This is a genomic window from Caulobacter sp. UC70_42 (assembly GCF_044056025.1).
GTDB lineage: Bacteria > Pseudomonadota > Alphaproteobacteria > Caulobacterales > Caulobacteraceae > Caulobacter.
Window position 1 is genome coordinate 3,853,821 of the sequence record NZ_CP171994.1, and the last position, 14,177, is coordinate 3,867,997.

11 protein-coding genes and 2 pseudogenes are annotated in these 14,177 nt (G+C 66.7%); 12 read left to right on the forward strand and 1 reads right to left on the reverse strand.

Annotated elements, in window-relative coordinates:
- Positions 1 to 235: 235 nt before the first annotated feature.
- The 4 genes from sidA to ACHMW8_RS19165 all read left to right on the forward strand — a co-directional run bounded on the left by sidA (position 236) and on the right by ACHMW8_RS19165 (position 5,573).
- Positions 236 to 325 (forward strand): cell division inhibitor SidA, encoded by a 90-nt coding sequence (gene sidA, locus ACHMW8_RS19150; RefSeq protein ID WP_099577629.1) that lies wholly within the window; start codon positions 236 to 238, stop codon positions 323 to 325.
- A 35-nt stretch (positions 326 to 360) separates the two neighbouring features.
- Complete coding sequence (dnaE, locus tag ACHMW8_RS19155) at positions 361 to 3,792, forward strand: DNA polymerase III subunit alpha (protein WP_395443437.1); 3,432 nt, start codon at positions 361 to 363, stop codon at positions 3,790 to 3,792.
- A gap of 111 nt (positions 3,793 to 3,903) precedes the next feature.
- Positions 3,904 to 4,254: a GFA family protein gene (locus tag ACHMW8_RS19160; protein ID WP_395443438.1), complete on the forward strand. Its 351-nt coding sequence runs from the start codon at positions 3,904 to 3,906 to the stop codon at positions 4,252 to 4,254.
- A gap of 341 nt (positions 4,255 to 4,595) precedes the next feature.
- Positions 4,596 to 5,573: an MBL fold metallo-hydrolase gene (locus tag ACHMW8_RS19165; RefSeq protein WP_395443439.1), complete on the forward strand. Its 978-nt coding sequence runs from the start codon at positions 4,596 to 4,598 to the stop codon at positions 5,571 to 5,573.
- A 112-nt stretch (positions 5,574 to 5,685) separates the two neighbouring features.
- On the opposite strand, the gene ACHMW8_RS19170 is transcribed toward ACHMW8_RS19165, so the two are convergent.
- Positions 5,686 to 6,342 carry a haloacid dehalogenase-like hydrolase gene (locus ACHMW8_RS19170; protein ID WP_395443440.1) on the reverse strand — a complete coding sequence of 219 codons (657 nt, stop codon included), beginning with the start codon at positions 6,340 to 6,342 and terminating at the stop codon, positions 5,686 to 5,688.
- Between the two features lie 357 nt (positions 6,343 to 6,699).
- Here ACHMW8_RS19170 and rpsB point away from each other — a divergent pair, with 357 nt between their 5' ends.
- From rpsB to ACHMW8_RS19210, 8 genes and pseudogenes are all read left to right on the forward strand, one after another.
- The gene (gene rpsB, locus ACHMW8_RS19175; RefSeq protein WP_125158540.1) at positions 6,700 to 7,551 is read left to right on the forward strand and encodes a 30S ribosomal protein S2; all 852 of its coding nucleotides are present in this window, start codon (positions 6,700 to 6,702) and stop codon (positions 7,549 to 7,551) included.
- 111 nt (positions 7,552 to 7,662) lie between these two features.
- Entirely contained in the window at positions 7,663 to 8,601 is a 939-nt protein-coding gene (gene tsf, locus ACHMW8_RS19180) for a translation elongation factor Ts (protein ID WP_395443441.1), read from the forward strand.
- Between the two features lie 191 nt (positions 8,602 to 8,792).
- A complete protein-coding gene (pyrH, locus tag ACHMW8_RS19185) occupies positions 8,793 to 9,533 on the forward strand; it encodes a UMP kinase (RefSeq protein ID WP_395443442.1) in 741 nt (246 codons plus the stop codon).
- Positions 9,534 to 9,560: 27 nt separating this feature from the next.
- A complete protein-coding gene (gene frr / locus ACHMW8_RS19190) occupies positions 9,561 to 10,127 on the forward strand; it encodes a ribosome recycling factor (RefSeq protein ID WP_125158537.1) in 567 nt (188 codons plus the stop codon).
- A 51-nt stretch (positions 10,128 to 10,178) separates the two neighbouring features.
- A pseudogene (gene uppS / locus ACHMW8_RS19195) lies at positions 10,179 to 10,958 on the forward strand (polyprenyl diphosphate synthase).
- On the forward strand, positions 10,936 to 11,763 hold the full coding sequence (locus ACHMW8_RS19200; RefSeq protein ID WP_395443443.1) for a phosphatidate cytidylyltransferase: 828 nt from the start codon (positions 10,936 to 10,938) through the stop codon (positions 11,761 to 11,763). Before uppS ends, ACHMW8_RS19200 begins: the two are co-directional and overlap by 23 nt.
- The gene (gene dxr / locus ACHMW8_RS19205) at positions 11,751 to 12,950 is read left to right on the forward strand and encodes a 1-deoxy-D-xylulose-5-phosphate reductoisomerase (protein WP_395443444.1); all 1,200 of its coding nucleotides are present in this window, start codon (positions 11,751 to 11,753) and stop codon (positions 12,948 to 12,950) included. Before ACHMW8_RS19200 ends, dxr begins: the two co-directional genes overlap by 13 nt.
- Before the next feature lie 21 nt (positions 12,951 to 12,971).
- Positions 12,972 to 14,167, forward strand: a pseudogene (locus ACHMW8_RS19210) (M50 family metallopeptidase).
- The last annotated feature ends 10 nt before the right edge of the window (positions 14,168 to 14,177 follow it).

Genomic DNA, 14,177 nt, shown 5'->3' on the forward strand with positions numbered 1-14,177 from the left:
CCCCGTTTTGTCGCTGGCCTATGTGGCGCTAGCGTTGGGCCGCCGCCGCTAGAGCGCCGGATGCCCGCGCGTCGGTTCGCTTTGGATTTCGACATCGTGATCGCCCCGGCTGTGACGCCGGGGCTGCGGCCTAGCGTGACGCGGCTCGAGAAAATGCGGTGGAACGTCGCGGAACATCTTGTGAACAGAACAAAAGCGGAATATGGAACAAAACAAGAAATCTGTGGAGGCTCCTATGATCCGTATCGCGCGTGAGTCTTTGGCCCTTGTGTCGGTCGCCAGCTTCGTCTGGATGATGTGCACGGTCGCCAATCTGGTGGCCTGAGTCGTATGACGACGGTCGTGTAGCGGAGGTTGGTCATGGCGGACGGGGAGGGACAGGGTTTCGTCCATCTGCGGGTTCGCTCGGCCTATTCGCTGCTGGAAGGGGCGATCAAGGCCGACCAGATCGGCAAGCTGGCCGCCGGGATCGGCATGCCGGCGGCGGCCATCGCGGATCGCGCCAATCTGTTCGGGGCGCTTGAATATTCGTCCTACGCCAAGGACGCGGGGGTCCAGCCGATCATCGGTTGCGCCATTCCGATCACCGGCATCGGCGGCGGTCCGACGGAGCGCTGGGCTCGGGCTCCGACAATCGTGCTGCTGGCCCAGAACGAACGGGGCTATCTGAACCTCTCGGAACTGTCGTCGATCGCCTATCTCGACAGCGCCGAACTGCCCGAGCCGATCGTGCCTTGGGCCAAGGTTGTCGAACACAACGAAGGCCTCATCCTGCTGTCAGGCGGTACGGATGGCCCGGTCGACGCTCTGTTCGCGGCCGGCAAGACGGCTGAGGCCTCCGCGGCCCTGGCCGAGATGCAGCGTGTATTCGGCGATCGTTTCTATGTCGAGCTTCAGCGCCACGGCCTGCCCGAGCAGGCCGCGGCCGAGCCGGGCCTGGTCAATTGGGCCTATGAGCATGACGCGCCGTTGGTCGCCACCAACGACGTCTATTTCGCCAAAGAGAGCTTCTACGCCGCCCACGATGCTCTGCTGTGCATCTCGGACGGCTCCTTCGTTGGCCAGGATGAGCGCCGACGCGTGACGCCCGAGCATTGGTTCAAGCCGGCGGCCGATATGCGCAAGCTGTTCTCCGATCTGCCGGAGGCCTGCGACAACACGCTCGATATCGCCCGTCGCTGCGCCTTCATGGTGCACAAGCGCGACCCGATCCTGCCCAGCTTCCCGACCGGCGACGGTCGTGACGAGGCCGAGGAACTGGAGCATCAGGCGCGGGAAGGCCTGAAGGCGCGCTTCGTGGGCCTGACCCTGTCGGCGCCCGAGGAGGAGTACTGGAAGCGGCTCGATTTCGAGCTCGACATCATCAAGAAGATGGGTTTCCCAGGCTACTTCCTGATCGTGTCGGACTTCATCAAGTGGGGCAAGGCGCACGGGATTCCGGTGGGCCCAGGGCGGGGGTCGGGCGCCGGGTCGCTGGTCGCCTGGGTGCTGACCATCACCGACCTGGATCCGCTGCGCTTCGGCCTGCTGTTCGAACGCTTCCTCAATCCCGAGCGGGTCTCCATGCCCGACTTCGACGTCGACTTCTGTCAGGAGCGGCGCGAGGAGGTGATCTCCTACGTGCAGGAGAAGTACGGTCGAGACCGCGTGGCCCAGATCATCACCTTCGGCAGCTTGCAGGCCCGCGCCGTGCTGCGCGACGTCGGCCGGGTCATGCAGCTGCCGCTGGGTCTGGTCGACCGTCTCTGTAAGATGGTGCCCAACAACCCGGCCGCGCCGGTGACCCTGGCCCAGGCGATCGACCTTGAGCCGCGCCTCAAGCAGGCCAAGAAGGAAGACGCCAACGTCTCGGCCTGTCTGGACGTGGCGCTGCAGTTGGAGGGGCTGTTCCGCAACGCCTCGACCCACGCCGCCGGCGTGGTGATCGGCGACCGCCCTCTGACTCAGCTGACCCCGCTTTACAAGGATCCGCGTTCGGACCTGCCTGCCACCCAGTTCAACATGAAGTGGGTCGAGAGCGCCGGCCTGGTGAAATTCGACTTCCTGGGCCTGAAGACCCTGACCGTGCTGGATCGCGCGGTGAAGCACCTGAAGAAGCGCGGCTTCGAGATCGATCTCGGCAAGCTGGCCTTCGACGACAGCAAGACCTACGAACTGCTCGCCTCGGGCCAGACGGTCGGCGTGTTCCAGCTTGAAAGCCAGGGCATGCGCGACACGCTGCGCAAGATGCGCTGCGGCTCGATCGAGGAGATCACCGCGCTGATCTCGCTCTATCGTCCGGGGCCGATGGACAACATCGACACCTTCGTCGACTGCAAGTTCGGCCGTAAACCCGTCGACACGCTGCATCCGTCGCTGGAGACGGTGCTGAAGGAGACCTACGGCGTCATCGTCTACCAGGAACAGGTGATGCAGATCGCCCAGATCCTGGCCGGCTACAGCCTGGGCGAGGCCGACCTTCTGCGTCGCGCCATGGGCAAGAAGAAGAAGGAGGAGATGGATCTCCAGAAGATCCGTTTCGTCTCCGGCGCCAGGGAAAAGAACGTCCCCGAGGAGCAGTCGGGCTCGATCTTCGAACTGGTGGCCAAGTTCGCGGGCTACGGCTTCAACAAGTCACACGCCGCCGCCTACGCCTTCATTTCGTATCAGACGGCCTGGTTGAAGGCGAATACGCCCGTCGAGTTCTTCGCCGCCTCGATGAGCCTCGATCTGTCGAACACCGACAAGCTGGCCGTCTTTCACCAGGACGCCCGCAAGTTCGACATCACGGTGCGGGCGCCGGACGTCAATGTCTCGGGCGCCGACTTCGAGGTCGAGAACGGCGAGGTGCTCTACGCCCTGGGCGCCATTCGCAACGTCGGTCTGGAGGCCATGAAGCATCTGGTGGCGATCCGCGAGGAGGGCGGGCCATTCCGCGACATTTTCGATTTCGTCGAGCGGATCGATCCCAAGCAGGTCAACAAGCGCGCCATCGAGAACCTGGCCCGGGCCGGGGCCTTCGACCAGATCCACAAGAACCGCGCCCAGATCGTCGCCTCGGCCGACGTGCTGATCGCCCATGCCCAGAGCTGCCACGCCGACCGCCAGGGCGGGCAGGGCGGGCTGTTCGGCTCGGACCCGGGCGCCGGGCGCCCGCGCCTCTCCAAGACGGAGAACTGGAACCAGGTCGACCTGCTGGACGAGGAGCTGTCCGCCGTCGGCTTCTACCTGACAGGCCACCCCCTGGAAGACGTGGTGGGCATGCTGCGTCGTCGCCGCACGTCCATGCTCACCGAGGCCATGGCCCAGGCCGAAGCCGGGATGGAGGCCCTGCGCATGTGCGGCGTCGTCCGTCGCCGCCAGGAGCGCGCCTCGCAGAGCGGCGAGAAGTTCGCCTTCGTCTCCCTCTCGGACCCGACTGGGGAATACGAGGTGCTGTTCCCGCCGGAATCCCTGCGAAAATGTCGCGACGTGCTGGAGCCGGGCAAGGCCGTGGTCATCAAGGTCCGCGCCAAGGCCCGCGACGGCGAGGTTCGCTTCTTCGGCGACGACGCCGAGCCGATCGAGAAGGCCATCGAGAACGTGGTGGCCGGGCTGCGCGTCCACCTGTCGCCATCGGCGACCGAAATCGAGGCGCTCAAGCGGCGCCTCGAACCGGCGCAGGGGCAGAAGGGCGGAGAAGTGACCTTTGTCGCCGCGATCGGCGGCGGGCGCGAGATCGAATTGCGCCTGCCAGGACGCTACACGCTGGACGCCGCCCTGCGCGGGGCGCTGAAGACCGCGCCCGGCGTGGCGCTGCTGGAGGATGTGTAGGAACATATTCCTATTTCGGTGCGATGTCCGGGGCGGCGGACCTCGACGGGATAGCCGCCGCTGGCGGCGTCAAGGCGGTTCAGAACGGGCTGACAGGGGAGGAGAGGGCCGATGACCAGTCACCAAGGCGGTTGCCAGTGTGGTCGCGTGCGCTACGCGGTCGAGGTCGAGCTGGACGGGTTGATCAGCTGCAACTGCTCGCGCTGCGGCAAGCTTGGCGCGATCCTGGCCTTCGCGCCGGAGAGCGCCTTCGAATTGAAGAGCGGTCAGGACGCCCTGACCGAGTACCAGTTCAACACTCACCAGATTTCCCACCTGTTCTGCGAAACCTGCGGCATCCAGTCGTTCGGGATGGGAACCGCGCCGGACGGTCGCAAGATGGCGGCGATCAATGTTCGCTGCCTTGACGGGGTCGACGTCTTCGCTCTCAAGCCGCGGCCGGTGGACGGCAAGTCGTTTTGACAAACGGGGCGGCCGCGGGCCCACGCCTGCCCCGCGGCCGCTCCCGCGCGACACACGCGACCGGCTCGCTCATGACGGATAGAACGCGCGGAGCGTATGAGGTTGGCTACCGCTTTGGCGATGCCACTACGCCTCGCCTGCCAGTATTCCGATCAGCGGCGGTTGAGGCGGTTCAAGAGGCGCTTTGGGGCTGCACCGGAGCCTGGAGGCGCGTATCTCTGAGAAGGGCCGATCAGAGCGATAGGCTTTCCAACGGTAGGGCCGGTCATGCTGACGCGTCGAATGATTTTGGCCTCGGGTTTGGCCATGGTGGCGCCCCGCCTGGCGCGGCCGCGCCGCTCATGGTCCCCGAGATCGATCGCCTGACCCTGACGCTGCTCGCCGACAGCACGGTCTCCAGTTTCGCAACGCCGGTCGAGCGTCCGGGCCTGAAGATCCTTCCGCCCGAGCGCGCAGCCTCGTCCTACAAGCTCACCCTGCGCGGCGAGTGGGGTTATTCGCTCTTGGCCGACGCGATGAGCGCCGGCGCTCGCCGCCGGGTGATGATCGATTTCGGCTACACACCCGAGACCTTGGCCTCCAACATGGCGCTCCTGGGCGTCGATCCTGGGACGGTCGACGCCATGGTGCTGAGTCACGGCCACTATGACCATTTCGGCGGGCTCGCCGCCCTGGTCGGGCGGGTCAAGCGTGGAACCCCACTCCATGTTGGCGGCGAGGAAGCGTTCTGCGCCCGGCTGCGAGGCGTAGCGCCGAATGGCCCGAGCTTCGGACAGTTGGAAAAGGCCGATCTGGTCGCGGCGGGAATCGATCTGCGTGTCGCCTCATCGCCGCGAACCATCGCCGACATAGGCTTCACCACGGGCAGGATCCCGTTCGTCTCACCCGAACGGCCGAAGGTGCCGACCGCCATGTTGCCCGGACAGGGCTGTCGCCGAGCCGATCTTGACCCTGATCGTCGCGACCTGGACTTTTTCGTCGACGACGCCGTCCATGAGCTGGGAACCGCCTTTCATCTGAAGGGCAAGGGTCTGATCGTGATCGGATCATGCAGCCACCGGGGCGTCATCAACACCGTGCGGGCGGCGCAGGCGGTGTCAGGCGTGGATCGTATCCATGCGATCATGGGAGGCTTCCATCTCGTTCCGCCCCAGACGTCTCAACAGGCGTTCGAAACCTTGGCCCTGATGCAGTCGCTCAAGCCGGACTACATCCTGCCAGGGCACTGCACGGGCGAGGCCTTCATCGCCCCCGCCATCGCCCAAATGCCCGATCAGGTCTTCCGCACTGTCGTTGGAAGCCGGATCATCTTTGGGTAGTCGCCAAGCCAGCCCCTTCGCCATGGCCCGCCACGCACGGCCTCATGCTTTCGGCTGGCTCGGGCGCGCAATCGTCCGACACCGAAGCTCTGCGGGAAGCGCTCGCCAGGCGTCACGTCACCAAGCCGCCGCCCGACCGTTGGTCAGCCCGGCCCCGGAACAGCCGCCGCTCGGCCTTCTTGCCGCCCTTGACGATCACCGGCTTATCCGCGCCGCGCAAAAGGGGCAGGTCGTCGAGACTGTCGGTATAGGCATAGGTCCAGTGCGCGCCGTGGCCGGCCTCGGCCAGGGCCTGACACTTGCGCTGATGGCGGCAGTGGACATCGGCGACCCAGCCGCCGCCGCGGCGCTTCAGTGAGGTGCCGAGCACCTCGATCGGCTGGCCCAGAGGGCCGATCAGGGCCTGCGCCAGGATGGCCGGCGCGGCCGTGACCACGATGACGCGGTCGCCGGCGTCCAGATGCGCCTTCAGCGCGGCGAGACCGCCTGGGCGCCACGCCAGGGCGTTGCCGCCAGCTCGGAACGTTGCGCCGAACTCCGCGCAAGAATCACGCAAGGCCCGCTCGCCCAGGCCCGCCGTGGCGATCCACAGCAGGATCGAGGCGCCGAGCCGGCGCGTACGCGGGATCATCACCATCGGCGCGGCGAGCGGGGCCACGACGAGGACCGCCAGGGCGCGCAGGGGCGAGCGCTTGACCCGTCCCCACAGCCAGAGGCCGGTGGAGTCGCCGTCCAGCAAGGTTCCGTCCAGATCGAAGACCGCGAGCATGACGTCCTCCAGCTATGCCGTGTAGAACGACGACGCCGGAGGGATTACGCCACATCACTATGTCGGGACGGCGACGGCTTTCCGGTCTTCCTGTGGAGGGGCGGCGCATGCTCGCCCGTTTTGGGGATGGATCTTGCGGGCGGCGGGGTCGCGACGGATCAACCGTGCGGCCGGCGCCGGCCATCACGGCGAGGGCTTGCTTTTTCTCCGCCGAGAGACTATCTGCCCGGCCATTCCACACGTGGACGTTCGGTTGCGCCGGGGAGACATCCCGGCTTCGCCGTTCCGGTCCCGCTCCAGAATGGTCTGGAACGGGGGTGTCCGCGGAGGTTCAACCGGAAAAAGGATACAGGCCCGATGGCTCTTCCCGAATTCTCCATGCGTCAGCTCCTGGAAGCCGGCGCTCACTTCGGTCACCAGACGCACCGCTGGAACCCGAAGATGGACCGCTATATCTTCGGCTCGCGCTCGAACATCCACATCATCGACCTGTCGCAGACGATCCCGCTGCTGCACCAAGCCCTGGTGAAGGTTCGTGAAGTCGCCGCCGCCGGCGGCCGCGTGCTGTTCGTCGGCACCAAGCGCCAGGCCAGCGACCCGGTCGCCACGGCCGCCAAGCGCTGCGCCCAATACTATGTGAACCACCGTTGGCTCGGTGGCACGCTGACCAACTGGCGCACCGTTTCGGGCTCGATCGCGCGTCTGCGCGAGCTGGAAGGCGTCCTGGCCGGCGAAGGCCAAGGCCGTTCCAAGAAGGAGCTGCTGCAGCTGACGCGCGAGCGCGACAAGCTGGAACTGTCGCTGGGCGGCATCAAGGACATGGGCGGTATCCCCGACATCATGTTCGTGATCGACACCAACAAGGAAGCGATCGCGATCCTGGAAGCCCGCAAGCTGAACATCCCGGTCGTCGCCATTCTCGACACCAACTGCGATCCGGACGGCATCACCTACCCGATCCCGGGTAACGACGACGCCGCTCGCGCCCTGCAGCTGTACTGCGACCTGATCGCCGACGCCGTCCTGGACGGCCTGGCTGCTGGCCAAGCCGGCTCGGGCGTCGACCTGGGCGCCGCCGTGAACCCGACCGAGCCGGCCCTGGCCCGCGCTCTGGCTCCGGAAGCGATCGCTGAAGTCGCCCCGGAAGCCGCTCCGGAAGCGCCGGTTGAAGTCGCCGCCGAAGCGGCTCCGGAGTCGGCCGAGGGCTGATTTCCCGCGCGCCTCTCTCCTGGCCTGGCCGGGGTGGAGTGGCCGTCGCGACCCTGACATGCGACCGGGCTACAAGCCCGGTCGCTAACCGTTTGAATATGGAGATTTTCCATGGCTGAGATCACGGCCGCGCTCGTCAAAGAACTGCGCGAAAAGTCCGGCGTCGGCATGATGGACTGCAAGAAGGCGCTGTCGGAAAACAACGGCGACATCGAAGCGTCCATCGACTGGCTGCGCGCCAAGGGCCTCTCGAAGGCCGCCAAGAAGGCCGATCGCGCCGCCGCCGAGGGCCTGGTGGCCGTCGCCACGGCCGATCAAGGCGCGGGTGAAACCGCCACCGCCGTCGAAGTGAACGCCGAAACCGACTTCGTGTCGCGCAACGACCTGTTCCAAGGCGCCGCTCGCCAGATCGCCGGCGCGGCTCTGACCACCGACGGTTCGGTCGACGCCATCACCGCGGCCAAGCTGGCCGGCGGCGAGACCGTGCAGGACCATCTGACGAACCTGATCGCCACGATCGGCGAGAACATGATGGTGCGTCGCGCGGCCAAGCACACCGTCGAGAACGGCGTCGTCGCCTCGTACATCCACAACGCCACCGCGCCGGACCTTGGCCGCATCGGCGTGCTGGTGGCCGTCGAGTCGACCGGCGACAAGGCCGCCCTGCGCGAGCTGGGCCGCAAGATCGCCATGCACGTCGCCGCGACCGCTCCGCTGTCGCTGTCGTCGGACGATCTGGACCCGGCCGCCATCGAGCGTGAAAAGGCCGTGTTCACCGAGCAGGCTCTGGAGTCGGGCAAGCCGCCGGCGGTCGTCGAAAAGATGATCGAAGGCCGCATCCGCAAGTTCCTGGAAGAAGTCGTGCTGCTGAAGCAGGCTTTCGTCATGAACCCGGACCAGACCGTCGAGCAGCTGGTCGCCGAGACCGCCAAGACGCTGGGCGCGCCGATCGCCGTGAAGGGCTTCACCCGTCTGGCCCTGGGCGAAGGCGTGGAAAAGAAGCAGGATGACTTCGCCGCCGAAGTCGCCTCGATGACCGGCCAGGCCTAAGGCTTGCCGTCGGGAGCCTTCGGGCTTCTGGCAAACAATCAGGGCGCGGCGCGTCTAGACGCGCGCCGCGCCCTTTTTGCGCCTGCCGTTCGGCCGTGCTGTCAAAGGCGCGGCCGCGGTTGGCAAAACCCATCCCACTTCTGTAGAACGCACGTAATGTGCGTGCCGACGAACTCAGGAATAGCGGTCCCATGTCCGATACCAGCACGCCCCAGAAATACCGCCGCATCCTGCTGAAGGTGTCCGGCGAGGTCCTCATGGGGGACACGCCCTACGGTATCGACACCAACACCGTGCAATCCGTTGCCGAAGACGTGGCCGAGATCGTCAAGTCCGGCGTCGAGCTGTGCCTGGTGATCGGCGGCGGCAATATCTTCCGCGGCATGGCGGGCGCGGCCAAGGGCATGGAACGCTCCAGCGCCGACTACATGGGCATGCTGGCCACCGTCATGAACGCCCTGGCCATGCAGGACGCGCTCGAGCGGATCGGCGTCGAGACCCGCGTGCAGTCGGCGATCCCGATGGCCACGGTCTGCGAGCCCTACATCCGCCGTCGCGCCCAGCGTCACCTGGAGAAGGGGCGCGTGGTGATCTTCGCCGCCGGCACCGGCAACCCGTTCTTCACCACCGACACCGCCGCGGCCCTGCGCGCGGCCGAGATGCAGTGCGACGCGCTGTTCAAGGGCACCAGCGTCGATGGCGTCTATACGGCCGATCCGAAGAAGGATCCGAAGGCCGAGCGCTATGATCGCCTGAGCTATATGGACGTGCTGGCCAAGGACCTGCGGGTCATGGACGCCTCGGCCGTGGCGCTGATGCGCGACAGCAATATTCCGATCGTGGTCTTCTCGATCAAGGGACGCGGCAACCTGCTGACCGTCCTGCGAGGCGAGGGGACCCACACCGTGGTCGCCGCCGACCGCGCCGCCTAAGCCTTAAAGACAAGCGAGGAGAGCCTCATGGCCGCCGCCGAGAAACCCGTCCTGGCCCGCTACCGCGACCGCATGGACAAGGCCGTCGCCGCTCTGAAGGAAGAGTTCGGATCCCTGCGCACCGGCCGTGCGTCGGCTAGCCTGCTGGACCAGGTGATGGTCGAGGCCTACGGCTCGACCACGCCCCTGAACGCGGTGGCCTCGGTCAGCGTGCCCGAGCCGCGCCAGATCAATGTCAGCGTCTGGGACCGGGGCGTCGTGGTCTCGGTCGAGAAGGCGATCCGCGCCTCGGGCCTGGGCCTGAACCCGGTCGTTGAAGGTCAGAATCTGCGCATTCCTATTCCGCCGCTGACCGAAGAGCGCCGCAAGGACCTCTCCAAGATCGCCGGCAAGTACGCCGAGCAGCAGAAGATCGCCGTCCGCAACGTCCGCCGCGACGCCAATGACGACCTGAAGAAGGCCGAGAAGGACGGCGCGATCGCCGAGGACGAGCGCAAGAAGATGGAAACCGAGGTCCAGAAGATGACCGACGAGGCCATCAAGCGCGTGGACGAGGCCTTGAAAATCAAAGAACAAGAGATCATGCAGGTCTGATCGCCCCCTCCTGCGAGTTGACGGGGGAGCGACGAGGGAAGGTTGAAGCGAATGCCGGCGACCACCGGTCCGCAGAACGTGTCGGGGCGCGCCGGGGGCGAGGCGACCGATCAACGTCTGCACGTGGCCATTATCATGGATGGCAACGGCCGCTGGGCGAAGCAGCGGGGATGCCGCGCGTCCTCGGTCATCGCGCCGGGGTCAACGCTCTCAAGCGCACCGTCGAGGGCGCTCAGGCTCAGAACGTTGGCGTTCTGACGGTCTTCGGCTTCTCGACTGAGAACTGGCGTCGGCCGGCGCACGAGGTCTCCGAGCTGATGAACCTGCTCAAGGCCTATGTCGAATCGGACCTCGAGCGCCTGGCCAAGGCGGGTGTGCGCGTCCGCATCATCGGCCGTCGCACAGGACTGTCGGCGGATATCGCCGAGGTGATCGACAGGGCCGAGAAGCGCACCGAGGGCAACACCCGGTTCACGCTGCAGGTGGCCTTCAACTATGGCGGTCAGGCCGACATCACCGACGCGGCCCGCGCCTTCGCCGAGAAGGTCGAGCGGGGCGAAGCCAAGGCCTCGGACCTGACCGAAGAGACCTTCGAGCGCTTCCTGTCGACGGCTTCCGCGCCGGCGCCGGACCTGATCGTGCGCACCAGCGGCGAGCGCCGGATCTCCAACTTCCTCCTCTGGGAGTGCGCCTACGCCGAGCTGGTCTTCCAGGACGTGCTCTGGCCGGACTACGGGCCCGAAATCCCTGGCGGCCGCCATCGCAGACTATCGCCGTCGGGACCGACGCTACGGAGGGGTCGCTGCCGATGACGTCGCCGTCGCCGGCTAAGCGTTTCAACTGGGGCAATCTTCGGACGCGCGTGGTTTCCGCCACCGTGCTCGTGCCCACGGTCGTGGCCGCCGTCTGGTTCGGGGGCTACTGGATTCTGGCGTTGGCCCTCCTTTGCGTGGCTCTGCTGGCCCGCGAATGGGGGAAGATCAGCGCGCCCAAGGCTCCTCGAGCGGTCGGCGCCGTGGTCGGCGTCTTCTGCGCGATCGCCGTGATCGCCGGCTTCCTGCACAATTTCTACATCGCCTGGTCTGTTGTGCTGGTCGGCGCCTTCCTGGCGGGCCTGATCGCGCGCGGCGCGGTCGAGCGCCGGGCCGACGCGGCCTATGGCGTGGTCTATATCGCCCCGGCGGTCATCGCTCTGGTGTGGGTTCGCTCCCTGCCGGACGGTCTGTGGTGGACGCTGCTGCTGTTCGTGGTGACCTGGTTCGCCGACATCTTCGCCTATGTGGTCGGCAGCCTGCTGAAGGGGCCGAAGCTGTGGCCCCAGATCTCGCCCAACAAGACCTGGTCCGGCTTCATCGGCGGCCTGGTGGCGGCGACGATCGGCGCGGTCCTGGTGGCCCATTTCGCCCATCTGAAGCTGGTCTGGCCCGCGGCGGCCCTGATCGGTCTGCTGGGCGGCCTGGCGACCATGGCCGGAGACCTCTGGGAATCGATCCTGAAGCGCCGCTTCGGCGTGAAGGACAGCGGCGACATCATTCCGGGCCACGGCGGCCTGCTGGATCGCGTCGATGGCCTGATGTTCGCGGCGATCGTCATCGCCGCCGTACGGCTGGTCGACCACGTGGGATGGGCGCATTGACCTTGCCCCGCAAGGTGGTGGTGCTGGGCTCGACCGGATCGATCGGCCTTTCGACCTTGAGCCTTTTCGAGGAATCCGGCGTAGAGGTCGAAATCCTGGCCCTGACGGCCGGTCGCAATGTCGAGCGTCTGATCGAGCAGGCCCGGCGCTGGTCGCCGAAAGTCGCGGTCATCGAGGACGAGAGCAAGTTAGAAGCGCTGAGGGACGGCTTGGCCGGAACCGGCGTGCGCGCCGCCGCTGGCGCAGCCGCCGTGGCCGAGGCCGCCGCCATGGGCGCGGACTGGGTGATGTCGGCCATCGTCGGCGCGGCGGGCCTCCCCCCGACCGTCGCGGCGGCTCGCACCGGCGCGATCGTGGCCCTGGCCAACAAGGAAAGCCTCGTCTGCGCGGGTCCGGCCCTGCTGGCCATCGCCAAGGCGGCCGGCGGTTCGGTGATCCCGGTCGATTCCGAGCACTCCGCCATCTTCCAGGTGCTGCAGCCCGATTGCGCGCACCGGGTGGCGCGTCTAATCCTGACCGCCTCGGGCGGCCCCTTCCGCACCTGGGGCAGGGCCGCCATGGCCGCCGCGACCCCGGAGCAGGCCATCGCCCACCCGAACTGGAGCATGGGCGCCAAGATTTCGGTCGATTCCGCGACGATGATGAACAAGGGCCTCGAGATGATCGAGGCTTCCTACCTGTTCGGAACGCCCGAAGGCCGCATCGACGTCGTGATCCATCCCCAGTCCGTGATCCATAGTCTGGTCGAGTACGCCGATGGCTCGACCCTGGCCCAGCTGGGCCCGCCGGACATGCGCGCCCCGATCGCCTGCGCCTTCGCCTGGCCGGACAGACTGCCCTGGCCGGCGCCGCGCCTGGATCTGGCCGCCTACGGCCAGCTGACCTTCGAATCGCCCGACCTGGATCGCTTCCCGTCGATCGGAATCGCCCGTGAGGCTCTGCGCCTGGGCGGCGGGGCTCCGACGGCGATGAACGCGGCCAATGAGGTCGCCGTCGCCGCTTTCCTTGACCGGCGGATTGGCTTTCTCGATATTGCCGCCGCGGTGGCGGGAACTCTCGAGCGTATGAACAGTCTTGGCGGTCTCGTCGTCACGGAAAGTGACGCTGTCGATAATGCGATGATGATCGACGCCAGCGCTCGCCGCATTGCGGCCGAGGTTGTCGCGCAAAAGCATCGCCGGCTCTGATCCGGGGGACCGGCCAACCTTATGACTGACGTCTTGATCTTCATCCTGTCCACGGCCTTCGTGCTATCCGTCGTGGTGACCATCCACGAGCTGGGGCACTACTGGGCCGCGCGGGCTTGCGGGGTGGCCATCGATTGTTTTTCGATCGGCTTTGGCCCGCCGCTGCTGTCGTGGACCGACAAGCACGGCGTCGAATGGCGCGTCGCCTCGATCCCTCTGGGCGGCTATGTCCGCTTCTCCGGCGACGAAAACGCCGCCAGCGTGCCCGACCAGGACAATCTGGCCGCCATGCGCGACTCGATCGTACGGCGCGAGGGCGAGGCGGGCGTCTCCAAGTACTTCCATTTCAAGCCGGTCTGGCAGCGGGCGATCATCGCCGTGGCCGGCCCGGTGTCGAACTTCGTCCTGGCCATACTGATCATGGCCGTCTTCCTGGTGCTGGTGGGCTCGCCGCAGCGCGTGGCCAGCGTCAATGGCGTCGTGCCGGGCGGCGCGGCCGCCGTGGCCGGCTTCAAGAAAGGCGATATCATCGTCGCCGCCGACGGCCGCAAGATCGGCACGTTCCAGGATCTGCAGGGCTATGTCTCGCTGCGCGCCAACCTGCCGATCGACTTCACCGTCAAGCGGGGCCAGCAGCAGGTCCACCTGACCGCCACGCCGCGCCTGGTCGAGATCAACGACAAGATCAGCGGGCGCATGAAGACCGGCCAGCTGGGCATCGAGAACGCCGGGATCACCCAGTTCAAGCGCTCCAGCATCCTGACCGCCATTCCCGACGCCACGGTCGAGGTGTGGGGCATGATCAGGACGATCGGCTTCTATCTGGGCCGCCTCGTCACGGGTCAGTTGCCTGCCGACCAGATCAGCGGCCTGATTGGCATCGGCCATACCGCCGGCGCGGTGACCAAGGCCAGCGCCGCCGGCGCGCCCGATGTGGGCACCATGGCCCTGCGCGTCTTCATCTCGTCCATGCTGCTGATCGCCAGCCTGTCGGTCAGCATCGGCTTCATGAATCTCTGCCGATCCCGGTCCTCGATGGCGGGCATCTGCTGATGTACGCCTATGAGGCCGTGGCCAAGCGGCCTCTACGGGCGGATTTCCAGGCGGCCGGCTTCCGCGCGGGGCTTGCCTTGATCCTGGGTTTCATGCTGTTCGCGGCGTGGAACGACCTCAACCGCTACGACGTGTTCAAATTCATCGGCGGCCTGTTCACGTGAACGCCCGCTC